Source organism: Geobacter sp. SVR (genome assembly GCF_016865365.1).
In the GTDB taxonomy this organism is placed as follows: Bacteria; Desulfobacterota; Desulfuromonadia; order Geobacterales; family Pseudopelobacteraceae; genus Pelotalea.
This window is the reverse complement of record NZ_AP024469.1, coordinates 909,601-933,099: the sequence shown is the minus strand read 5'-3', so window position 1 is coordinate 933,099 and position 23,499 is coordinate 909,601. Positions and strand designations below refer to the sequence as shown.

At 62.6% G+C, this 23,499-nt stretch carries 19 protein-coding genes; 3 read left to right on the top strand and 16 right to left on the bottom strand.

Going from position 1 to position 23,499, the window contains the following annotated elements; translation table 11 throughout:
• Positions 1-142 precede the first annotated feature (142 nt).
• The 3 genes from GSVR_RS04400 to GSVR_RS04390 form a co-directional block, all read right to left on the bottom strand.
• The gene (locus tag GSVR_RS04400; RefSeq protein ID WP_173196145.1) at positions 143-793 is read right to left on the bottom strand and encodes an outer membrane protein; all 651 of its coding nucleotides are present in this window, start codon (positions 791-793) and stop codon (positions 143-145) included.
• Positions 794-846: 53 nt separating this feature from the next.
• Entirely contained in the window at positions 847-2,583 is a 1,737-nt protein-coding gene (locus GSVR_RS04395; RefSeq protein WP_173196147.1) for an Ig-like domain-containing protein, read from the bottom strand.
• A gap of 194 nt (positions 2,584-2,777) precedes the next feature.
• Entirely contained in the window at positions 2,778-4,730 is a 1,953-nt protein-coding gene (locus GSVR_RS04390) for a transglycosylase domain-containing protein (protein ID WP_173196149.1), read from the bottom strand.
• A gap of 325 nt (positions 4,731-5,055) precedes the next feature.
• Here GSVR_RS04390 and GSVR_RS04385 point away from each other — a divergent pair, with 325 nt between their 5' ends.
• Complete coding sequence (locus tag GSVR_RS04385; RefSeq protein WP_173196152.1) at positions 5,056-5,661, top strand: hypothetical protein; 606 nt, start codon at positions 5,056-5,058, stop codon at positions 5,659-5,661.
• 19 nt (positions 5,662-5,680) lie between these two features.
• Here the strand turns inward: GSVR_RS04385 and GSVR_RS04380 are convergent, their stop codons facing one another.
• Together GSVR_RS04380 and GSVR_RS04375 are read right to left on the bottom strand one after the other, a co-directional pair.
• A complete protein-coding gene (locus tag GSVR_RS04380) occupies positions 5,681-6,898 on the bottom strand; it encodes an MFS transporter (protein WP_239077456.1) in 1,218 nt (405 codons plus the stop codon).
• Positions 6,895-7,653, bottom strand: coding sequence for a class I SAM-dependent methyltransferase (locus GSVR_RS04375; protein ID WP_173196154.1), 759 nt, complete (start codon positions 7,651-7,653; stop codon positions 6,895-6,897). Before GSVR_RS04375 ends, GSVR_RS04380 begins: the two co-directional genes overlap by 4 nt.
• A gap of 126 nt (positions 7,654-7,779) precedes the next feature.
• Between GSVR_RS04375 and GSVR_RS04370 the strand changes: the two genes are divergently transcribed.
• A complete protein-coding gene (locus GSVR_RS04370) occupies positions 7,780-8,667 on the top strand; it encodes a LysR family transcriptional regulator (RefSeq protein ID WP_173196156.1) in 888 nt (295 codons plus the stop codon).
• A gap of 306 nt (positions 8,668-8,973) precedes the next feature.
• Here GSVR_RS04370 and GSVR_RS04365 read toward each other — a convergent pair whose 3' ends face one another.
• From GSVR_RS04365 to GSVR_RS04350, 4 genes are all read right to left on the bottom strand, one after another.
• Positions 8,974-9,585, bottom strand: coding sequence for a nicotinamidase (locus GSVR_RS04365; RefSeq protein ID WP_173196158.1), 612 nt, complete (start codon positions 9,583-9,585; stop codon positions 8,974-8,976).
• Positions 9,582-11,015: a nicotinate phosphoribosyltransferase gene (locus tag GSVR_RS04360; RefSeq protein WP_173196160.1), complete on the bottom strand. Its 1,434-nt coding sequence runs from the start codon at positions 11,013-11,015 to the stop codon at positions 9,582-9,584. The genes GSVR_RS04365 and GSVR_RS04360 overlap by 4 nt, the downstream gene beginning before the upstream one ends.
• Before the next feature lie 475 nt (positions 11,016-11,490).
• Positions 11,491-11,979 (bottom strand): adenosine-specific kinase, encoded by a 489-nt coding sequence (locus GSVR_RS04355; protein WP_173196162.1) that lies wholly within the window; start codon positions 11,977-11,979, stop codon positions 11,491-11,493.
• 14 nt (positions 11,980-11,993) lie between these two features.
• Positions 11,994-12,410, bottom strand: coding sequence for a pyridoxamine 5'-phosphate oxidase family protein (locus GSVR_RS04350; protein WP_173196164.1), 417 nt, complete (start codon positions 12,408-12,410; stop codon positions 11,994-11,996).
• 243 nt (positions 12,411-12,653) lie between these two features.
• On the opposite strand from GSVR_RS04350, the gene GSVR_RS04345 reads away from it, so the two are divergent.
• A complete protein-coding gene (locus tag GSVR_RS04345) occupies positions 12,654-13,922 on the top strand; it encodes a pitrilysin family protein (protein WP_173196166.1) in 1,269 nt (422 codons plus the stop codon).
• Between the two features lie 47 nt (positions 13,923-13,969).
• On the opposite strand, the gene GSVR_RS04340 is transcribed toward GSVR_RS04345, so the two are convergent.
• The 7 genes from GSVR_RS04340 to GSVR_RS04310 form a co-directional block, all read right to left on the bottom strand.
• Entirely contained in the window at positions 13,970-14,191 is a 222-nt protein-coding gene (locus tag GSVR_RS04340; protein WP_173196168.1) for a DUF2892 domain-containing protein, read from the bottom strand.
• A 198-nt stretch (positions 14,192-14,389) separates the two neighbouring features.
• Complete coding sequence (locus tag GSVR_RS04335) at positions 14,390-14,770, bottom strand: C-GCAxxG-C-C family protein (RefSeq protein ID WP_173196170.1); 381 nt, start codon at positions 14,768-14,770, stop codon at positions 14,390-14,392.
• Between the two features lie 117 nt (positions 14,771-14,887).
• Positions 14,888-18,184: an efflux RND transporter permease subunit gene (locus tag GSVR_RS04330; protein ID WP_173196172.1), complete on the bottom strand. Its 3,297-nt coding sequence runs from the start codon at positions 18,182-18,184 to the stop codon at positions 14,888-14,890.
• Complete coding sequence (locus GSVR_RS04325; RefSeq protein WP_173196174.1) at positions 18,181-19,296, bottom strand: efflux RND transporter periplasmic adaptor subunit; 1,116 nt, start codon at positions 19,294-19,296, stop codon at positions 18,181-18,183. The genes GSVR_RS04330 and GSVR_RS04325 overlap by 4 nt, the downstream gene beginning before the upstream one ends.
• Positions 19,293-20,627, bottom strand: coding sequence for a TolC family protein (locus tag GSVR_RS04320; protein WP_173196176.1), 1,335 nt, complete (start codon positions 20,625-20,627; stop codon positions 19,293-19,295). The genes GSVR_RS04325 and GSVR_RS04320 overlap by 4 nt, the downstream gene beginning before the upstream one ends.
• 206 nt (positions 20,628-20,833) lie before the next feature.
• Positions 20,834-21,034, bottom strand: coding sequence for a hypothetical protein (locus GSVR_RS04315; protein WP_173196178.1), 201 nt, complete (start codon positions 21,032-21,034; stop codon positions 20,834-20,836).
• 295 nt (positions 21,035-21,329) lie between these two features.
• Positions 21,330-23,495 carry an amylo-alpha-1,6-glucosidase gene (locus tag GSVR_RS04310; protein ID WP_173196180.1) on the bottom strand — a complete coding sequence of 722 codons (2,166 nt, stop codon included), beginning with the start codon at positions 23,493-23,495 and terminating at the stop codon, positions 21,330-21,332.
• Positions 23,496-23,499: the final 4 nt, after the last annotated feature.

Sequence of the window (23,499 nt, the reverse complement as noted above, 5' to 3'; positions counted from 1 at the left end):
TATCGGTGATGTCCTGACCACGGGTAAGAAGCTGAAAACCTGATCAAAGTGTAAAACCTAAAAAGCAGATGGAGATAATTATTGTTATGAACAACAAAGGCGGCCGGGTGGCCGCCTTTTGATTCGGACAATGCTGCGATGCTCAAAATCCCCAACGCAGTCCGAGAACGGCACTGTGATTCAAATACTCCAGTTTCAAGCTGCCTCCTCCGGCTTCCGGAATGTCGGGCTTGGTCGTGTTGAAAAAACGATAGCCAATATCCAGACTGAGGGAGTCAGTCATCGCAAAGTCTACCCCGGCCGCTGCCTGGTAGGCGAAGACAAAGGCCGATCCGTCTCCCAGCGGCTGGCCGGTCACCTGCAGATTGGAAGCTGCAATGCGGGCGGCACCGGCACCCGCCCCGATATAGGGGGACCAGAAACCGTTTTCGCGGTAAACGCCGTAAAAGTTCAGCAACAGGCTGTCGGCCGCCACATGGCCGCTGCTCTTGACGCTTCCCTCGACAAATCTCGCCTGGTCAAGCGGATTGCTGCGATGGGTGTACTCAAGCTCGATCCGTCCTTCCCCCACCGGATTGCCCGGCTCGAAATCCCACCCCAGAACGGCGCTGCCCATCAGCCCGGGATTGAATTTGAGCTCAAAGGTGCCTTGGCTGTCGGAGCTCTTGGAGGCTGTCAGGAGATTGCCTCCCACAAAGGCTCCCACATAGGGGCCTGAATGCTGGGCGCTGGCCGGACTGCAGAACAAAAACGGCAGGCACAGGGCTATCAATGTCCGGCAGATCGATTTCATGTCAACCTTTCTCGGTACGGCTGAAAATGAGTTTTCCACTCTGGTCTTGCACATCAGGGCACCACTACGGTAATGGATGTGCTCAGGCCCCCCAGGGTGGCCGTGAGAGTCGTCTGGCCGCCATCCACTGCCACGACCTGGCCGGGTTGATTCAGACTGTCGGCCAGAATGGCGATCTTTGTATTGTCTATTTTCCAGACCGCATCTTCGGTCACATCTTTGGTGGAACCATCATTCAGAGTGGCGATCAGGTTGAATGCCACCTGCTTCCCGGAAGCGACCGTCGAGCTTACAACAGCCTGGTTCTGGCTGAAAATAGTCAGTCGCTGGACGGTACGTGCCACCACGACAACCTGGGCCGTGGCCGACTTGTCGCCGAGAGCGGCGGTGACCAACGCTGTTCCGGCAGCAACGCCGGTGACCTTTCCCTTGCCGAGATCGCTATTGTTGACCGAAGCTGCCGCGGTATTATCGGATGTCCAGGTGCTGTTGAGGGTAACATCCTGGGTACTGCCGTCGCTGAACGTGGCGGTCGCGGTGAGACGGTCGCTGATTCCGGTGATTGCGGTCAGGCTGGTTGGAGCGATTGCCAGCGACAGCAGTGACGGAGCGGTAATATTTACAGTGATCGTGGCGCTCACCGTGCCCGATTCGGCGGTCACGGTGATTGACGGTGTCGCAGCCAAAGCCTTCAGCAGGGCCAGATTGCCTCCCTGAACGGTTACGGTGGCGATGCCCGCATCGGTTGTCGACCAGTCCACCGCGCCGGTGATGTCACGGGTAACATTGTTGGTGAATGTCCCGGTCGCCGTCAGGCGGGCGTCGGTACCGAGGACCAGCCGGGAGCCGGTCGGATTCGGCGTGATGGCCAGCGCGATACTGTTCAGAATACCACCGGTCACCTTGAGGTTCGTGGTTCCGCTGATGCCATCCAGGCTGGCGCTGATCGCGGTCGTGCCCGGCGCCAGGGTCTTTACCGCTCCGTTGGCGGCAACCGTGGCGAAATCGGTCCGGGACGAGGTCCAGGTGGCCTGACTGGTGATATCGGCCGTGGTGCCGTCGGAATAATGCCCGGTGGCTTTCAGCGTGGTGGTGGACAGACTCAGGAGGGAGGGATCTGCCGGGTCGAACGAAATCGACTGCAGGACCGGGACGGTGACCGTCATCAGGGTGGTGCCGCTGACCCCATCAAAGGTGGCGGCAATGGTCGTCGTGCCGGCGGTCAGGGCCTGGGCCAGCCCCTTGCTGGCGGGGTCATTGCTCACGCTGGCTACGGTAGGGGCGCTGGAACTCCAGACGGCGTCGAAGGTCAGATCCTGAGTGGTGCCGTCCGAAAAGAGGCCGCTGGCGGTAAATTGCGTGGAAAGGCCTTTGGCAATGGTGGGGGCTGCGGGAGAGATTGTCAGGGTGTCAATGGTGGCCGAGCTGATCGTCAGCGAGAAGGTGGCCGTCACGGTTCCCGTGGCGGTTACAACCTTTGCCGTCAGTATGGCAGTTCCCGAGGCGCGGGCAGTCACCCGGCTCGGGCTGCCGGCGGTGAGGAAATCGGCTATGGCGGGCGTATCGCTTGACCAGGTCGCCAAATCGGTAATGTCCCTGGTAAAGAGACCGGAGTAATTGCCTTTCACGCTCAGCTTGGTGGAGGTCAGCGGTGCGATGGTCGGGGATACCGCCGAGATCTGCATCGAGGTCAGCGGTGTAATATCGTTGTGCCTGGTCGGGGTCCCGCCCCAGCCGCAGCCTGACAACAGTACGATCATCGCCAGACCCGACCATATCAGGTTAACCATGAGCACCCCTCCACATAATGTAAATTCTGCAATGCATTTCATTCGGCGCGCTCGCACTTCTCCAGCTTCCGCCATCCCAGGAACAGGGGGGACGGGGACATGCGAAGCGCTGCCGAATATTGTTAAATTTCAGTATTATTACATTGGAAGCATTGGAGTCAAGCTCGTTCGAGGCAAGAGCCGGAATGAGACGATCAGGGGGGCGTGGTTACCGCGGCTTCGACCTTGTCCGGCTGCGGTGGGGCTTCGCCGTGCTTGTGGCAGTACTCGCTCGGTTCGGTTCCGGCGATGTAGTATTCCTCGCGCTTGACGGGGCAATCCGCCGTCGCCAGCAGACCGGTCGCGGGATCGATGGAAACTGACACCACCATGTCGGGTTTGGCGAAATCCACGGCCGGTTTGGAAGCCAGGGCCTTGCGCATGAAGCGCTCCCAGATGGGGGCCGCCACTGCTCCGCCGGTAAAGCCTTTCCCTCCCGGACGGGGCTTGTCGTGCCCAACCCAGACGCCGGTTACCATCCGGGGGGTATAGCCGACGAACCAGGCATCACGATAATCGTCGGTGGTGCCGGTCTTCCCGGCTGCGGGGCGCTCCTGGCTGAATTTCCTGAGCCCCTTGGCGGTGCCGTAGGTCATGACGTCCTTCAGCATCTGGGTGGTGACAAAGGCGACAGCCGGGGAGAGGACCGGAGCGACTAAAGGCGGGTTCTCGGTCCAGGTCTGGCGGCGGCGGTCGTAAATGCGCACGATGGTCCGCGCTTCGGATCTCAGGCCTCCGGTGGCCAGGGGCGTATAGGCGGTCACCAGTTCGCTCAAGCTGACTTCGTCGGTTCCCAGGGCCAGGGAGAGTCCGTTCTGCGGCCGCAACGGCAGCCCCATCTTTCCGGTGAACTCGGTGAAATAGGGGACACCGATCGCCTCCAGCAGCTTTACGGTGATGACGTTGTTGGAATGTGCCAGGGCCTGCCGGAGCGAAAGCTCTCCGAAGCGCTCCTTGCCGTAGTTCAGCGGTTTCCAGGTTTCGTTGTTGCCGCGGTTGTAGGCCACTGGCGTGTCGTCCCAGATGCTGCTGGCCGTGTACCCCTTCTCCAGGGCCGCAGCGTAGATCAGCGGCTTGATCGAGGAGCCGGGCTGCCGTCTGGCGGAAAAGGCGCGGTTATAAGAATTGGCGGCAGCATCGACTCCCCCGGCGGCGGCCAGGACATCGCCGGTGATCGGATCAAGGCAGACCAGGGCACCCTGCAGCTCGGGAGAGATGCGCCTGACGCCGTCGCGCAGGGCCTGCTCCGCCTGTGTCTGCAGATTCAGATCCATCGCGGTCGTCACCTCCAGCCCCCCCTGCTCGATGATATCCGCCCCATAGCGCTCGATCAGCTTGCCGCGGACATGGGTCAGGTACTGTTGTGCCTGCCCCGGCTTGATGATGGCGGGCGGATTGGACTGCAGCTTCTGCCGCTGCCGGGAGGTGATCATCTCCAGTTCCACCATCCGCTTGAGCACCACGTCGCGCCTTCCCGTGACGTACGTGGCCTTTCCCAGGGGATTGTAGCGGGCCGGATTTTTCTGCACCCCTGCCAGCAGGGCGCATTCGGCTTCATTCAGCTCTTCCGGGTTCTTGTCGAAATACAGCCGGGCCGCCTGGGCGATTCCCCAGGCGCCGTTCCCGTAATAGATCTCGTTGAAGTACATCTCCAGGATCTGCTTCTTGGAGTATTTCTTCTCGAACTCCATGGCCAGGCGGGCTTCCTCGAACTTCCGCTCGATGGTCTTTTCGCCGGAAAGGTACTTGTTCTTGATCAGCTGCTGGGTGATGGTCGATCCCCCTTCGGCCAGCCTTCCCTTGACCACATCCTTGACCAGCGCCCGTGCGATCCCGCGCACATCGATTCCGCCATGCTCGAAAAAACGGGCGTCTTCGACCGCCACCACGGCCCGCTGCAGGAAAAACGGGATGCGATCGATGGAAACCCAGTAGCGTTTCTCCGGCAGAATCCGGCCGACGAAGCGCCCCTGATTGTCGAATACTCTGATGGAGGAATAGCCTGACGGCAGAGGGGGATAGGCCGGTGTGACGTCCTGGGCCGCTGCCGCTGAAACCAGGGCAAGGGCAAGGACCAGGAACAGGACCGCGGCGAGGAATGTTTTCATCGTGTTCAGAAGAGGGGAAACCAAGATGCGTGCTGCTCCTGCAGATTGCCGGATGCTACACCGGCTGTTCAATGAACAGTAAAAGTGTGTCATATCTCCCTGCCACTGGCAAGCTAAACATTGATCAGGAGATATGCGGCCGGCACTTTATCCTGCCCTTCCCGAAGCGCATCGCCTCAATTTTAGGCAAAAACGCCTTTCCGCGAGTCTGCCCGGCATTCACTGAGATCATAACCCCATGAATTATCGAACATGCTTTCTTTGGCACGCCCTGTGCTGACCTGCCGGAGACAACCGCACTACCGGATCATCAAAGGAGACAGCCGTGATATCAACGACGACGTCGGTACACCCTTCACCATCCTGCACATCCGACTCCCGCATCCAGTGGGATCTGACCCCCTCCTCAATCACCGGCGAAAGCCTCCTGCGCCTCTCCGGCGACCTCAAGCCGGGCTGGCTGGGCCGGCTTTCGTCGCACCTGTCACACCGGAAGATCAATATCATGCGGGGAACCGCACGGAAATGCGGGCCGCTCTGCTGGGAGTCCTCCTTTGAAATCCAGGGCAGGCGCAACCTGTCAGACCCGATCGAGAAATTCGATCCTCTCCCGGCGATCATGGGCTCGGCAGCACAGGTGGAACTCCCGCAGCTCAAGATATCCGACTTCAAGGTGGAACATTCCACGCACCACAACGGCAGCATCTATACCGAAATTACCGGCGGAGACTGCATCGGCTTTCTATACGGCATCCTGAGGACATTCAGTTTTTACTCCCTGTTCCCCACGGAACTGGAGATAGCGACCACGGGCAAGACGGCCCACGACAGGTTCTGGCTGAAGGGCATCGGCGCATCGGTGCCGACGGAGGAGGATCTGAACACGCTGCACGGGCGGCTGAGCCTGATGCTCTCCAATTCAAAGGACTGAATGGCCTTTGGCGGCTCCGCTATTCAGCAGCCGGCAACCGCAGCAGCACGGTTGCCACCCCGAATGCCGCCACTACCAGCAGCGCGATCATGCACGCCACCCCCGGCCAGCCCAGGTGCTGCCAGAACATCCCCCCCAATGTCCCTGAAATGCTGGACCCCTGGTAATAGCAGAAAAGGTAGAGCGACGAGGCCTGGGCCTTGCCGGTCCTGGCCCGCCGCCCCACCCAGCTGGAGGCGATGGCATGGGCGCTAAAGAAGCCGCAGGTAAAGATACCCACGCCGAACACGATCAGCGGCAGGGACGATGCCAGGGTGACCAGCGTTCCGGCCAGCATGACGAGTAAGGTAACCCTGATCATGAAGGGGCGCCCGAAGCGGTTGATCAGACTGCCCACGATGCCGGAGCTGAACGACCCCAGCAGATAGACCAGAAAGATCAGGCTGACGCTGGACTGGCTCAGGCTGTAAGGGGCATCGAGCAGCCGGAAACCGATGTAGTTGTAGAGCGAGACAAAGCCCCCCATGCACAGGAAGGCCAGCCCGTACAGGCAGAGCAGCCCCGGATCGCGCAACTGCCGGTAGAGCGAGCTGAACAGATAACCGAGTTGGAAGGGACGATGGTGGAAATTGGCCGAGGGGGGCAGACTCCTCAGAAAGAGCAGGCTCAAGCCGAGGCTGATGATGCCGATCACGGCGATGGCTGTCTGCCAGGGGAGATGGTCGCACAGAATCGCCGAACCGATCCGGCCGGTCATGCCACCCACGGCATTGCCGCTGATGTAGAGCCCCATGGCGCTGCTTATGGAATGGGCATCCATCTCCTCCCCCAGGTAGGCCATGGCTACCGAAGGCACGCCGGCCAGCACCAGCCCCTGCACCAGACGCAGAGCCAGCAGCGATTGAAAGGAATGGCTGAAATAGGTGGCCAGGGCCAGCAGCGAGGTCAGCACCAGGGCCAGGGTCATCAGCTGTCTCCGGCCAAAACTGTCCGAAACCGTGCCTGCCAGCAGCATGCCCAGCGCCAGGGCGGCAGTGGCGATCGAGAGCGGCAGGCTGGCCACCGCCGGCACGACGTTGAACTCCCGGGCAAAGAGCGGCAGCAGTGGCTGCACGTCGTACAGTGTGACAAAGGTGACGAATCCGGCGCAGAACAGCGCCAGATTGACCCTGCGGTAAGCAGGGGTGCCGATGCGGATGCCTGCGCTGTGTGGCAGGCCCTGAGCTGCGCCTGTCACGCATCCCTCCCGACCCGGCCGACCCGCAAGGCCAGCGGCCAGCTGATCCGCCGCAGCTGTCCGGGTTCTCCCCAGGCAGCGGCAAGTTCCTCCGCGATCAGCGCCAGGGGATCGTGACCGCGCTGACGGTGGTATTCCTTGACCGCCGACCAGGTCCCCAGATACCCCAGCAGATGCTCCATGCTCCACTCCGCTTCCATGGCAAAGGGGGGCGCCGCGATCTCGGCAAAGGGAAAGGGAATGGTGGCATAGCACTCGTCCACGTACCGCCGTTCCGGGGGCCAGTACGGACCGATCAGATCGTGATAGAAGCGCGAGATCACTGCATCCGGCGCCCCCGCCACCTTCACCTCGCCATAGGAAATGGCCGCCACTATCCCCCCGGGCCGCGCCACCCGCCGCACCTCTTCGTAAAAACGCCCGAAATCGAACCAGTGCAGCGCCTGGGCAACCACGATCAGGTCGATGGATGCCGGATCGAGCCCCGACTGCTCGGCAGAGGCTACGCCATACCTGATTTGCTCGTGGGGCACGGCGTTCTCGATCTGCTGCGGACTTGGATCGGTGGCCAGCACCAGCCGGTAATGGGGCACGAGCCCAAGGGCGGCCTGACCGTTGCCGCAGCCACAGTCCCAGGCCAGTTCGTGCCGTTCGCTCAATCCCGCCAGCCAGTCGAACAGCGCCGGCGGATAGCTGGGGCGGTAACGGGTATAATCCGCGGCCCGGCCGGAAAAATGGTCCTTGAAGGTGCCCATGCCCCCCCCTCCCACAATTCATAATTGATCCTTCGTTGCTGCATCCTCACCGTAACACTTGCCTTGCAATAAAAAAAATATATTATTCTTATTTGTCACATAAATTAATTTTATGACGAGGAATGCATGGATCTCAGGCAGGCCAGATACTTCGTGGAAATAGCCCGGCAGGGGAGCTTCACCCGCGCGGCCGAGCGCCTGCGCATCGCCCAGCCCGCCATCAGCATGGCGATCAGGCGACTGGAGGACGAACTGGAGCTGACGCTCTTCAATCGCCAGGACAAGCGGGTCACGCTGACGGCCGAGGGGGAGACCCTGCTGGGGCATGCCCGGCGCCTGCTGGCGGATGCCCAGGCAGCCGAGCAGGAGATGGCCGACCTGCGGGGACTGCAGAAAGGGGATGTCCGCATCGGCATCCCCCCCATGCTCAGCTCCTACTTCTTCCCCGGCATTATCCGCGATTTTGCCCTGCGTTACCCGCGCCTGAACCTGTCGGTCTACGGCGACGGCGCCGGACGCATCCAGCAGATGCTCGGCCAGGGGGAGTTGGACATGGGGGTGATCGCCGAACGGAGCGTGCTGGAGAGCCTGGAGGCGCGGCACTTTCTCAGGGAGGAGGTCATGATCTGCGTGCCGCGCGAACATCCCTTCGCCGCCAGACGTTCGGTCAGCCTTGCGGAATTTGCGCAGGAGCCGCTGGTGTTCTACAAGGAGGGCTACTATCAGCGGGAATTACTGCTGGACAAGTTCAAGGCAGGGGGGGCCGAACCGCGCATCGTCTTTGAGACCAACCTGTTTTCACTGGTGAAATCCCTGGTGCGGGAGGGCATGGGCATATCCACCTTCCTGCGGATGGTGGTGGCCGGTGACAGCGATCTGGCGGCAGTCTCCTTTGATCCGCCCCTGTACCTGGACCTGGTGATCGCCTGGAAACGGGGGGCCTATCTCTCCCGTGCCAACCGGGCCTTCGTGGACTTTCTGCTGGAGCGGACAGCGGGGTACAGCGGAGAGTGATTGCAGACAAGTCATGGAGACGTTACGGATTCCTGAAAATAGTCAGCACTGTCTGAGTAGCTAGTTGCAATGAGACTAACACCCGGCCAGTCCCTCTCTCTATCTCTCCACCAGAGGGGGAGAGTACTCTTTGCCCTCTCCCACCGGGAGAGGGATAGGGTGAGGGATGGGCCACCCTCTCCCGGTGGGAGAGGGAATAGTATTATCCCTTCTCCCTTGGGGAGAAGGTGCCCTGAAGGAGCGGATGAGGGGTTATTTGACGTGCCGCAAAAAGCTAACCGGACACCGCTGAGGAAATAGTACTCTTCAAGGCAATGACCTGAAATCGGATTGAACGAGCAACTCCTCCACGCTCCCCAGACGCACCCCCGCCCCGGTCATCTCCGCAACCGCCGCGGCCGTATCGCCCGAACTGAGCTCCACCCCGGCCACGGCATCCGCCAGCAGCGTGACCTCCAGTCCACTGTGGAGCGCCTCCAGGGCAGTGGCTCGCACGCAGTAATCGGTAGCCAGGCCGCCGACGTAAAGATGTCCCACCCCCAATTCGCACACCACCTCCAGCAGCGTCCGCCCCCGCTCGCAACGCCCCTCGAAGGCCGAATAGCCGTGACTGTCGGGATCGCTTCCCTTGGAGAACACCCGCGTCCCCTCGGGCAGGCGCAAAAGCGGGTGAAAGGCGGCTCCCGGAGTCCCCTGGATGCAGTGCCCCGGCCAAGGGCCGCCCCACTCCCTGAAGTGGCGGGACACCGGCGGATGCCAGTCCCTGCTGGCAAAGACCGGCAGCCCCAGGGCGACGAACCACCCGGCAGCGCGATTGAGCGGCTCCACCACCCGGTCCCCCTCCGGCACCGGCAGTGCGCCGCCGGGACAGAAGTCGTTCTGCACGTCCACGATCATGAGCGCCTTGCGCCTGCTCATTCCGGTGTCTCCTGCTGCCGTATCTCGATCAGCAGACGTGCCTTGAGGTCGTTCAGTCGCCCCGAGACGGAGACCTTGTAGCGGTGGGGATTGACCAGGCGCAGGCAGCCCTGCGGCAAGCGGGCCAGATCCTGCCGACAGCGCTCCGCCATGACATCCAGCGTCTCTACGGCAGCGGTGCGTCGGCCGTTTTCCATCACCACGCACCTCAACTCGTGCAGCCCGGTCTCCTGCGGCAGCACAACGTGCTGGAGCGGATTGGCCGGATCGAAAACCTGATCGCCCGCCTGCGGCTGCTCATCCTCCAGGCAGACCACATCCTGGATGTAGTCCCCCCGGGGCGTCACTCCCCGCAGGAGGCGCTTTTTCCCCGGCAAGGTGGCCTTGGATATGTCGCTGGTCAGCTTGAGCTTCGGCAGGCCATCTATGGCCACCAATTTGTACACCCCGCCCAGCGCGCCCCCTCCCGGACCGGTACAGGTGGCCAAACGGGTGCCGACGCCGTAGTAATCCACCTGCCCTCCCTCCTCCCTGATCGAACTGATCACGTGCTCGTCCAGTTCGTTGGAGGCCATGATGCGTACCCCGGGAAAGCCGGTCTCATCCAGCATCCGACGGCTTTCGCGGGAAAGATAGGCCAGGTCGCCGGAGTCGAGGCGGATGCCGCGCAGCTCGTGACCTGCGCCGCGCAGCTCCCGCGCCACGGTAATGGCATTGGGCAGACCGCTTTTGAGGGTGTCGAAGGTGTCCACCAGCAGCACTGTGCTGTCGGGAAAAGCCGCGGCATAGGCGCGGAAAGCGGTCAGTTCGTCGGGAAAGGCCAGCACCCAGCTGTGGGCATGGGTGCCTCGCACCGGCAGGCCAAATGACATGCCGGCCTGGACGTTGCTGGTGCTGCGTACCCCTCCCACGGCTGCAGCCCTGGCGCAGGAAAGCCCGCCATCCGGCCCGTGCGCCCGCCGCAGGCCGAACTCGATCACCTCGGACGCGCCTGCTGCATGACTGATGCGGGCCGCCTTGGTGGCCACCAGCGTCTGAAAATTGATCATGTTGAGCAGCGCCGTCTCCACCAGTTGGGCTTCGGCCAGCCTCCCTTCCACGGTCAGCAGCGGTTCGTTGGCAAACATGACCGTCCCTTCCGGCGGAGCAGTCACGGTGCACCCGAAACGGAATTCGCGCAGGTACTCCAGCAAGCGCGGTCGGAAAATACCCAGCTTCTGCAGATAGCGGAGTTCCCCGGGCAGAAAGCGCAGTCCCTCCAGATAATCCAGGGCCGGCCCCAGCCCGGCAAACACGGCATAACTCCCCTCGAACGGATTGGTACGGAAGAACAGGTCGAAGATGGCCGGCTTGTCGGCCATCCCCTCTTCCAGGTAGCCGGCCAGCATGGTCAGTTCGTACAGGTCGGTCAGCAAGGCGGGATAGCGCATGCGTTCCTCGGGGTGCAAGGCGTATAACGCGGAGAAACGGAGAGCAGGGAGAAGTTCAGGTGCCTCGAATCTTTGTAGAAGCCGAAAGCTCAAACCTGTAACCCCACCTGTCCTCCCCTTAATTTAAGGGGAGGGACGCTCCAGAGCGGCTCCACCGGAGTTTCGGCTGAACCGTGATCAATGCGTTCCCCCTCTTAGGATAAGAGGGACCATAGGTCCTAAAGGGGACAGGGAGTTATTACGCGACACATTCTGAAGCCGTGACGTCGGAATGCCGGAGCGCCTGGAAGAGCCGGGGCCCCAACGTCGCCTGTGCAGCTACAGTCGCTTGATTCGCGGGCCCTCCGCAGAGCCGCTCCATGCCGCAGAAACGTCAGGGCAGAGGCCTTCCAGGCCAGCGCAGGCATGGAGACGTTACGGCTTCAGATTCAACGCGGTTCAACCTCGCTGGAAATATCTTCTCACCGCTTGTATCTCACCGCTTGTACCCGATCCGCCGCAGAAGCTCCCGCCGTTCCTGTCGGTCTTCGTCGGACTCGATACCTTTGGGGGGAAAACCGTCGATCACCCCCAGGATACCCCACCCCTGCAGGGTGGAGGCGACCATCACCTGGAGCGGGTTAGCTGTGGCGCAGTAGATGGTGCAAACCTCCGGACAGTGCTTCAACTGGTTGAGGATATTGATCGGGTACCCATCCCGCAGCAGGATGCAGAAGACATGGCCGGCACCGATCGCCTTCAGGGCAGTGGCACAGACATGCTCCAGCTCCTGATCGTTCCCCTCGGTCCTGATCAGGCAGGCGCCGGAGGCTTCGCTGAAGGCCACTCCGAACCGGGCCTGCGGCAGGGTGGTGGCCACGATCTCGTACAGGTCCTCGGCGGTCTTGATGAAATGGGCCTGTCCCATGATGATATTGCACCCTTCCGGGTAATCTATCTTTACCGCATGCATTTCCAGGTTCATAGGCTGCCCTCCTGTCACAGGTGTACCGCACTGTCAAATTCGACAGGCAGATCGGTGTGAAACCCGCTGCAAAACGCCAGTACCCGCTCCACCCGCACCACCAGGCGGATCAGGGCCTGCGGCTCATCGGGGGGCTCAACGTCCGGCGCGTATCCCCCCAGCAGAGCGGCATCACTGCTGCGGACCACGCTGCCGATGAACTGGTAACCGGTGCCGCCCGGTTCCCGCAGTACCGCCAGCGCCACCCGCGGGTTGCTCTCCAGATTCTGCAGGGTCGTCCGGCAAAACCAGTTCTGGAATACGATGTGACTTTCGTCCATGAAGCGGAAACCGCTTCCCAGCGCCAGATGGGGATGTCCCTCCGCGTCGGACGTGGCAACGATTGCCGTCTGTATGCCGTCCAGAAACGCCCTCGTCTCCTCGGTTACCATACATCACCTCAGCCGAAGCTCCCTTTCCGGGTGATTGCTGCCTGCGATAAAAGTATAGACCAAAGACCCTGATGGGCAAGAAAACGCCGTCCCCGATCGGCACCGAAGCGGTATTTCAACCGGTTTTCCCGGTTGCGGTAATGGCAAATGATCGGTATCTTTGAATGAGAGGGCCGCCAATTCTTTGCCGCGGCCGACCGGACAATTCCGGATGAATCAGATACGCAAGGAGCACGTACGCCAATGTTCGATAACCTGCCGAATGTGCGGATGACGACCCTTTCAAACGGGATCAGGGTGGCAACCCAGAAAATTGCCGGCATGCAGAGCGCTGCCGTGGGAATACGGATCGACAGCAGCACCAGGCACGAGGATGCCGAGAGCGGCGGAGCGTCACATTTCATCGAGCACCTGCTGTTCAAGGGCACCCCGACGCGCACCGCAGACCGGATCATGGAGGAGTTCGACGCGCTGGGAGCCCGGGTGAATGCCTATACCAGCCAGGAGGAGGTCTTCTACTACGCCGTCTCGCGTGCGGCAGCGGTGCCTGCGACCCTGGCGATCCTGGCTGACATGTTCGTGCATTCAAACCTGCCGCCGACGGAGGTCGAGAAGGAGCGCGGGGTGGTGCTGCAGGAAATAGCCATGAACTACGACAACCCCGGCCGCTTCGTCTATAACCGCTTTCATCAGGGCTTCTGGAAGGCCCATCCGCTCGGATCGCCGATCCTCGGCACAGCCGAATCGATCGGCGCGATTTCCCGCGACCGCCTGATGTCGCACAAACTATCCCATTACCTGGCCCATGCCACCATCGTGTCGGCGGCCGGCAATCTGGAGCACGATCGCATCGTAGACCTGACCGAGCGGCTGCTGGGGGGATTGCCGACCGGACGGCTGCCGGTGACGGTTCCCGAACCGGGCTGGAGCCCTGCCACTGCCGATCATCTCCATTATCAACGCCAGATGGAGCAGACCCAGTTCTACATGGGCTACCCGCTTCCGCCGGCCGGCAACGAGCACCGCCACACCCTGGCGGTATTCAACCAGATCCTGGGCAGCGGCATGAGTTCCCGGCTGTTCCGGGAAGTCAGGGAGCGCCGCAGCCTGGCCTATTCGGTCTACTCGCAGATGGCCTCCTACAGCGATACGGCTGGTCTCCTGATCTACGCCGGCACCAGCGCCGACCGCGCCCAGGAAGCGATCGACGTCAGCCATGGGGAGGTGCTGCGGTTCTGCAGGGAGCGGGTCAGCCACGAGACGCTGGAGGCGGCCAAGGAGCAGATCCGTTCCAAACGGCTGATGGCGCTGGACGAATGCGAGACCCAGGTGCGCCGCATCTCCAACACCACCTCGCTCTTGGGTGCGCCGGAGCCGATCGCAACGTCGCTGCAGGCCATCGCCGCGGTCACGGCCGAAGATATTCAGAGCGTGGCGCAGGAGCTGTTCGAGAATGTGGTGCCGCGGGTCGAATCGGTGGGACCGGGGGATGGGCCGGGGTTGCCGCGCTGAGTGCGGGCTGGGAGTAGCCGTTTGTCACCTGCCGCTGGCGACAGGTTCTATTTGCAGCAGCCCTTTGGAAACCTCGGCACCCCCAGCTTCGCCAGAATGCCGAACATCGGGCAGAACTGGGTGAATCCGGACTGGAACAGGTTCAGCCCCACGAAGGCGGTGAACCAGAGCCAGTAGGGGCTATGGAAATGGGCCAGCAGCAGCGAGACCATCACGAATGTCCCGGCGATGATCCTCACGACCCGCTCGATATAGAATTCTTCTTTCATGGTGCTTGTCCTTGTGACGTGTTTTTCTTGCGATCTTCTTTGTCGGCGTTGTTCTTCGTACCCCGGTCCCCGAGGTCACAGGTCTGCGACATTCACGTTTGCACACCGAAGTACGGCAGGATGTACCTCTGGAGGGCATACCAGAACACCACAACGCCGATCAGCAGCAGGATATCTTTCATAATGTACCTCACTGAATTACCGATGCGACAGCATCTCGGCGATCCGCCCCGCCACCTCGCCGGTGATGATGGGACAGATCCCCTTGTCGTTGGCGGCGCGGATGGTCTTGCAGCAGGTCACCCGGTATTTCTCCTTGAACCAGGTGTGCAGCTCGCGAGTCAGGTGCATGATGTCCTTTCTGCTGTTCACCACGAGCCCCATGGCGGCCGTGTCGCCCGACACTGCGCCGCAGATGCACCCTGACCCGGAGCCGCCGCCAAAGCCACTGACCGCCCCCACCACCGCCTCGGCGCAGTGGTGCGTGCCGGAGCTGTACAGCGCCTCGGCCTCGATGCGGCATTGCTCTGCCAATTCCCTTCCTTCGCTTGCTGGTTGCGCCTTTTTCGACCGGAACATTTTGACTCCTCTAACCACGAAGGGCACGAAGATACACGAAAGAAACGTCAAGTTCCTTGTGAACCTCGATAGCGGCCCCAATGATCTGAAACACTTCGTCTCTGAATAGCAAATCTGTCATGTTTTGAGCCCCTCTTCGTGTTCCTTCGTGCCCTTCGTGGTTGCAGAATTATGCCGTTCTTTCCAGCTCTGCACGAGATAATACAAGATCGGCACCGTCACCCGCGACAAGGCGGTGGAGGCGATCTCGCCGCACATCATGGCAATGGCCAGTCCCTGGAAGATCGGGTCGAACACGATCACGAAGCTCCCCACCACCACCGCGGCCGCGGTGAGCAGCATGGGGCGGAACCGCACCGCGCCCGCCTCGATGATGGCCTCGTCCAGGGCCATGCCCTCACGGCGCTTCATCTCGGCGAAATCGATCAGGATGATCGAGTTGCGCACGATGATTCCGGCCAGGGCAATGAAGCCGATCATGGAGGTGGCGGTGAAGAAGGCGCCGAACAGGGCATGGCCGGGCAGGATGCCGATCAGGGTCAGCGGGATCGGGGCCATGATCACGAGCGGCGTGGTAAAGTCCCGGAACCAGGCCACCACCAGGATGTAGATCAGCACCATTACCGCGCCGAAGGCGATCCCCAGGTCGCGGAAGACCTCGTAAGTGATGTGCCACTCGCCGTCCCACTTCATCCCCATGTGCCGTTCCGACCAGGGCTGGCGGCTGGCGAGGATCTCGATCCGCGTGCCGTCAGGCGTGGGGAGGTCGCTGATCTCCTTTTGCATCTTCAGTATGGCATAGACCGGGGCCTCTATCTGGCCCGCCACGTCGCCGATGACATAGACCACGTTCTTGAGGTTCTTGCGGTAGAGGGTCTTTGCCTCGTCCCCGACCGTAACCCGCACTAACTGGGAGAGCGGCACGCTGCCTTGGGGGCCGGGGACGTGGATGGCGGAGAGGTTCGCCACCGAGCTTCTCTGGGCGGTTGGCAGGCGCAGGTTGATGAAGACCGGCTCTTTGGCCCCGGCCTGGTGCAGAAGCCCCACGTCCTGGCCATGGAGTGCGATGGCCAGGGTCCGGGCCACATCCTCCACGCTGATGCCCGACAGGGCCGCCTTTTCCCGGTCAACGCCAAAGGTGATCTTCTCCTGGTCAGCCTCGCGGTACCAGTCCACATCCACCACACCGACCGTCTTTTCCATGATCGTCCTGACCTTGGCGGCGATGGCAGCGCGGCTGGCGTCGTCCGGGCCGTAGACCTCGGCCACCAGGGTGGCCAGCACCGGCGGGCCGGGCGGAATTTCAGCCACCTTGACCCGGGCCCCGTATCGGTCGGCCACCGTTTTCAGCAGCGGGCGGATGCGTTTGGCAATGGCGTGGGACTGGTCCGAGCGCTGGTCCTTGGGAAGCAGGTTCACCTGAATGTCGGCCTGGTTGGGCGCCTCGCGCAGGTAGTAGTGGCGCACCAGGCCGTTGAAATTGAAGGGGGCGCTGGTGCCGACGTACATCTGGAAGTCGGTCACCTCCGGCACCCTCCGCAGGGCGTCACCCATCTCGCGGGTAATGCGGGCGGTCTGTTCCAGGGGGGTCCCCTCGGGGGCGTCGATGATCACCTGCAGCTCGTTCTTGTTGTCGAACGGGAGCATCTTGACGGTCACGGCCTTGAACCAGATCAGGGAGCAGGAGAGGAGCAACAGGACCACCACGCCGGTCAGGAAGCCGCAGCGGAGGCGTTTCTCGTGGATCAGGCGCCCCATCCATTTCCGGTAAAAGGCGGTCAGCCGCGACTCTTCCGGGGCTTCCGCCGTGCCATGGTGGGACTCGCCCCGCATGAAGCGGAAGGCGAAGTAGGGGGTGACGATGAAGGCGATCAGCAGGGAGAAGAGCATGGCCATGCTGGCACCCACCGGGATGGGGCGCATGTAGGGCCCCATCAGTCCCCCGACGAACCCCATGGGGAGGATGGAGGCGATGACCGCAAAGGTGGCCAGCACCGTGGGGTTGCCGATCTCGTCCACCGCACGGATGGCCGCCTCCAGCGGCTTCAGCACGGTGGTGGTGAAGTAGCGGTGGATGTTCTCAACCACCACGATGGCATCGTCCACCAGGATGCCGATGGAGAAGATCAGGGCAAACAGGGTGATGCGGTTCAGGGTGTAACCGATCAGGTTGAAGACCAGCATGGTCAGGGCCAGGGTGACCGGGATGGCGATGGCGGCCACCGCCCCGGCACGCCACCCCATGAACAGGGCGATCAGGATGGTGACCGATATGGCGGCCAGGAACATGTGGAACAGGAGCTCGTTGTTCTTCTCCTTGGCGGTCTCGCCGTAGTTGCGCGTGACCGTGACCTGCACGTCCGCCGGGATCAGGGTCCCCTTCAGGGACTCGACCTTGGCCAGCAGGTCCTCGGCCACCCAGGTGGCGTTGGCCCCCTTGCGTTTGGCCACGGAGATGGTCACGGCCGGGTAGTCGGCGTTTTCATTGATCTGCAGGGGCGAGGCGCTGCCTCGTCCGGATTGGGCGACCGGGCCGGTCGCCCCTGCGTGTGCCGCCGCTCCCACCCCGAAAAAGACATAATCGGCCGGTTCGCTCGGGCCATCTTCCACGTGGGCCACATCGGCCAGGTAGACCGGTTTGCCGTTGTAGACCCCCACCACCAGGCGCCTGACCGCCTCGGCGTTGTCCAGAAAACCGCCCGTATCCACCAGCAGCTCCCTGTTGGCACTGGAGAAGCTGCCCGAGGGAAGAGTGGCGTTCCCCTTCTGCAGGGCCGCGGCCACCTGAAGCGGTGAGAGCCCGTATCCGGCCAGGCGCGGCGCATCCAGCACAACCCGCACCTGACGGGAGAGCCCTCCCCTGATCTCCACCTCGGCAGTGTTTGCCCCCTTCTTCAGCTCGTCCGCCACTTCCCGGGCCAGGGTGCGCAGGGTGTCATGATCGTAGCGGCCCGACCAGAGGGTCAGGGCCATGATCGGCACATCGTCGATGGATTTGGGCACCACCAGCGGTTCAGCCGCGCCGGGCGGAAGGAGGGTGCGGTTGCTCATCACCTTGTTGTAGAGCTTGACCAGCGACTCCTCCATGTTCTGCCCCACCAGAAAGCGCACGGTGATGATCCCCAGGCCGGGACGGCTCATGGAATAGAGGTACTCGACCCCGGTGATCTCCCACAGCTTGGCCTCCAGCGGCTTGACCACCCGTTCCTGAACCTCCTGCGGCGCCGAGCCGGGCATCGGCAGGTAGATGTCCACCATGGGGACGGAGATCTGGGGTTCTTCCTCGCGGGGGGTCTGCTTCACGGCATACAGTCCAAGCAGCAGTGCGGCCACCACGATCAGCGGGGTCAGCTTCGAGTTGATGAAGGCACGGGCCATGTGTCCAGCAAAGCCGAGCGGATTCCCCTGACTCATTCGATCCTGGCTCCTTCGCTGACCTTCTCCGCGCCCGATACCACCACCCGCTCCCCCTCCGACAGGCCGGCCAGGATCTCGACCCGGCCGCTGGCCGTCTTGCCGGCCTTCACCAGGCGCAGACGGGCCACGTTGTCCCGGTCAACCACCCAGACCGAGGTCAGGGCTCCGCGTCTCACGATCCCCTGCTCCGCCACCAGAATACCGGAGGTGGAACTGCCCAGGGTGATGCTGCCCCGCCCGAACATGCCCGACCTGAGTCCGGCCCGCTCCAGGGGAACCTTGGCGACAACGGTGCGGCTGCGCGGGTCGGCAGCCGGCACGATTTCGTCAATCCGGGCGGTGAATGAGGCGGGTGCGGCACCCAGGGCATCCAGCGTCACCCCCACCGGCATACCCGGCCTGAGTCTGGCCACCATGTTCTCCGGGATATCGAGCTCAAGTTGATAGTGCGTTCCGTCCTCGATGGTCATCAGAGGCTGGGCCGGGAAAACCGTGCTGCCCGGGTCCGCCTGCCGGCTGGTGACGATGCCCGTGAGCGGTGCGAGGATGCTCGTCTGGTCGGCCAGGGTCCGGGCCGCCCCCGAGCCTTCCCGGGCCTGCTTCAGGCGCGCCTCGGCCCGCGCCACGGCCTGGGCGGCCAGGTCCCGTTCGGTCCGCCGGATGTCGAACTCCTGGCGGGTGACGGCCTGTTCGTCGAACAGCCTGCGGAACCGCTCGAAGGTCAGGTCGGCCAGCCGCTGGCGCGCCCGGCTCTCTTCGAGCGCCTGCTGCGCTTCGTCGATCCCGGCCAGGGCTGCCGCGGCGGCGGCCTGATGTTCCTGGGCGTCCAGCCGGGCCAGCACCTGCCCCTTGCTGACCCGGTCCCCTTCCCGCACGTTCAGCATGCTGAGCGTGCCGGGGATGCGGGAGGCCACCACCGCGCTGGTGCGGGCGCGCACCGTTCCGGTCGCCTCCAGGGTATCGGGCAGGGCCGAGCGGGTGACCGCCTGCAGCGCAAGCCCCTTCAGCACCACGGGGGGCGCGCTGGCCTGTTTCCCGCCATCGTGCCCCCGGGAGCACCCGCCGAGCAGCACGGCCGCGCACAGAAGCGCCATGATTCGCTGTTTCATCTCATCTCCTTCAGAAAGATCCCGCAGGCATGCCAGACCGCGCCGGTCGCCAGCGCGGCATCGGCCTCGCTGGCCTGAAGCGTGGCCCGGGCCTGGTTCAGGGCTGTCTGGGCATCCAGCAGTTCCACCATGGTAGCCAGGGCATTTTCGAAGCGCCGGGCCACCAGGCGGGCCGCCTCCTCGGCATCTGCCAGGGCATGGCGCGCCACCTCCCGGCGCTGCAGCATCTCTTCCCGCCTGAGCAGGCTTTCCCGCACCTGAAATTCGACCTCGTCCTGACTGCTCCGCAGGCGCTCCCCGGCAGCCGTCCGCAGGGCCGCGGCCCGGCCGCGCTCGCGGGAGCGGCCGAAACCGTCGAACAGTTGCCAGCGGAGGCTCAGGCCGGCCATCCAGGAATCGTTGTCGGCGCTGAATGGCGCTGAACCGTGCATCTCGTAGCCGGCCACGGCCCCCAGAGTCGGCAGATAGGCCCTGGTGGCCAGACTCACCGCGGCGTCCGTCCGCTCCAGCTCGGTGCGCGCGGCGCGCAGGTCGCGCCGCTCCGCGCGGGCCGCGGCCATGAGGCTCTCTTCGCTGGCGTCGAGAGGGAACGCCAGCGGCTCATCCTGCGTTTCCACCCGGGAACCGAGGCCAAGACCGATGGTCGTGGCCAGACGCATCCGGGCGATGGCCAGGTCATTGTTGGCCGTGATCAGGCGCTGCTCCAGGGTGGCGAGATGGCTGCGAGCGCGCAGTTCGTCGGACTTCAGACCGGTGCCGGCCCGGCTGCGCACATCGGCCAGGCGCAGGTTTTCGCGGGCATCCGCCACCGCCTGCCCGGCAACCGCTGCCTGGGCCGCGGCCGTGCGGGCCTGCAGGTAGAGCCGGAATACCTGGAAGGCCACCTCCTCCTGCTCGGCATCCAGGTGCGCGGCCTCTTTTTCCGCTTCCTTGACCGCCATGGCGCGCGCCGGCGCCGTGGAGGGGACAAACAGGGGGATCTCCGCAGTGATGGCGGTCCGGAAATCGTGCCGCGGGTCGGGATGGTTGAGCGTGCTGGTCTGAAAATCGTCCTGGGTGAAACGCCCCTGGTCGAGCTTCATCATGAAGGCCCGTGTGGGGGTATCGGACGCAATGAAGTTCTCATCGAGGAAGATGCCGGGATAGTAGCGCGACTCCACGGCTGCCGCATTCTGCTGAGCTGCCTGCACCCCGGACGAGGCCGCCTTGATACGATGGCTCGTTCCAAGCGCCATGGCAATGCTCTCCCGGAGCGACAGCTTCAGGGATTCGCTGTTGGCCGGTCCCGGAATCAGCAGCACTATTGCCAGTATCATGTACATCTGCAGCATGCGATCCTCCCAATATTCGTAAAACAATATATTCAAAAACTACAATATATGTCAACCATGGATTTCCCGTACCTGAGGGGAAATGACGGCCTTAAAACGCAAATCGCCGGACCGCGTGTTTCCGGTCCGGCGATACCCTGACATTGATATATTCACGGGTCATGCAACCCGCCATAGTAGATGCTTCCAGCATCCGGCTACAGAGCTCACATCCTGGATCTCAGCAGATCCTTCCCTCTCGCGACGAGGCTTTCGTTTTTGTCCTGGACGTCATGAAAGAACTGTTCCGCTTCCTTGTCACCCTCTCTGGCGGCATCCTGAACGTATTTGCTGCAGATTTCCGCCGCCTGGGACGAATGGTAAATCACGCTGACGATGTCGTAGTCCTTATCGTTGAGCTTAGCCATATCCAGCCTCCTTGCGACCGTTGTCGGTCCGCTCCTGAATCCGTGGCTCCAGCGCCCGGGCCAAGGCTTTTCTGGCGGCCTCATGGCGAGTAACAGGTACCTCGCCCGGCGGGTGCCGTTCCAGAAATTCAGGTCTTTCTTAAAGGGTAGAACCGGCTGGGGAGAAGTCAAGACCTGCCCACCGGGTCCGCCAGGGTCCGCCGGCACGAGCCGGATGCCTCAACCGCCCGCCTGCTGCGGCCCGCGCCGGCTTCGGCATGCCCTCCATCGCCCCTGCCCGGAGCGTGTGCGTGAGTTACTTGACGATCATCACCTCCACCGGCCCCTGCTTGCGCACCACGCTTACGGTCACATCCCCGTTGTACCGCTTCAGTACCACATCCACGGAAGCATCAGCCCCTACCCGGAGATTGTCGATGCGTACCTCGTTGAGAAACGGAGGCAAAACCGGAAAGTTGAAACGGACCCGTTTACTGACGGCATCGATCGACAGGCCGATGCAGCCCTGCAGCATCAGGTAGACCGAAGCGGCGGCCCAGGCCTGCGGGGCGCAGGCCACCGGATAGAGGATCGGACTGAAATCGTCGCGGCGCTTGAAACCGCAGAACAGTTCGGGCAGCCGGTGCAACTCCATGGCCTGGGAGGCATCGAAGATACCTTGCAGCACATCGATGGCTTTTTCCGTGTAGCCGTAGCGGGCCAGGCCGGCCGCGATCAGGGCGTTGTCGTGCGGCCAGATCGAGCCGTTGTGATAGGACATCGGGTTGTAGCGCTGCTCGGTGCTGGCAATGGTGCGTATGCCCCAGCCGGTGAAAAAGATGTCCGACAACAGGCTGGCGGAGATCAGACCGGCATGCTCGGGGGCGGCGATGCCTGAAAAGAGGCAGTGCCCCGTATTGGAGGAGCGTACCCGGCAGGGGCGCTTGTCCCCGTCCAGGGCCAGGGCGTACACCGAGAGATCCTCGCACCAGAAAGCCTCGTGAAACCGCCGCTGCAACGTGCTGGCCTGCTCCCGCAGTACGGCGGCACGCTCCGTTTCTCCCAGTGCGGTTGCCATTTCCGCGGCCCGCACCTTGGCTTCATAGACATAGCCCTGCACCTCGCACAGGGCAATGGGAGCCTTGGCCAGGGTGCCGTCGGCATGGAAGACGGAATCCTCCGAGTCCTTCCACCCCTGCTGTACCAAGCCTTCGTGCGAATGCCGGGCATACTCGACAAAGCCGTCGCCGTCAGCATCGCCGTAGGTGTCGATCCATTCCAGCGCCCGCAGCACATTGGGCCAAATCCCGGCGATGAAATCCCGGTCGCCCGAGCGCTCGTAATAGGCACCGGCCAGGACGATGAACAGCGGTGTGGAATCGACGCTGCCATAATAGAAGCCGAAGGGAATCTCCCGCAAAGCGGCCATCTCGCCTTTGCGTGTCTCGTGCAGGATCTTGCCCGGTTCGGCATCGTTTTCCGCATCGATCCGGTCGGCCTGGGTGTGAGCCAGAAAGGTAAGTACGCCGCGGGCCATATCCGGATTGGCCCACAGCATCTCCAGGGCAGTCAGGATGCCGTCCCTGCCGAAGGGGGTGCTGAACCAGGGAACCCCGGCATAGGGATAGGCGCCCGACTCCGTGCAGGTCGTCATCATGATCAGGTCCGACTGTGAGCGGGCCAGCAGGGTGTTGAAATGGTCGTCATCGGTGACGATCTCGCAGTAGTCATTCTTGAATTCGTACAGAGATTCGCGCGACTCTGCCAGCGCCTGCTCATAGGAGCCGCAGAAGCTCTCGCATTCCCGGCAGGCGCAGGTCACGGTGATACAGAAGGTGGCCGACTCCTTCGGCTTGAGAGCCACCCGGTAGGTGGCCTCCGAATCGGACAGTCCGGCGGGAGGGGGGTGGAAGTCGAGACGTGTCGTCCGCAGAACGCCGTCGCGGCCGTCATACGACAATACGGCCGTAGAGCCGCTGTATTCGGGGGGACGGAAGGTTCCCCGAGCTTCACGCCTGGTACCGCGCACTTCGAAGATATCGGCGAAATCATTGTCGAAGCTCAGGCTGAAGGGTATCTCCAGAGGCTCCAGGCTGAAGTTGGTCAGACGCAGCTGCTCGTAGCAGTTCCCTTTCCAGATGAACTTGGAGCGGAATACATGTACCGCATCGCGCCGGACCTGATGGCCGTCGGCAGTGAAGTCGGGATTCATCAGGTCGACGGCCAGCAGTTCATTCTGCTTGTTGATGGTGGATCCCAACAGGAGCGGACGCTCGCCCGCGAAACGCAGCTCCAGTTTTGACAGAAAACGGGTTCCCTCGTGAAAGATACCCTGTTCCCCAAGTCCGATCGGCTGAATGTCGCCGTGGCAGTCGAAGATCGCAAAAGTTTCGCCGTGCTTCAACACGCGCAGACACTCCGCGGCCCGGTCCGATGCAGCCAGTATATAGTAGCGGTCCTCTACCTGGATGACCTCCTTCATACGA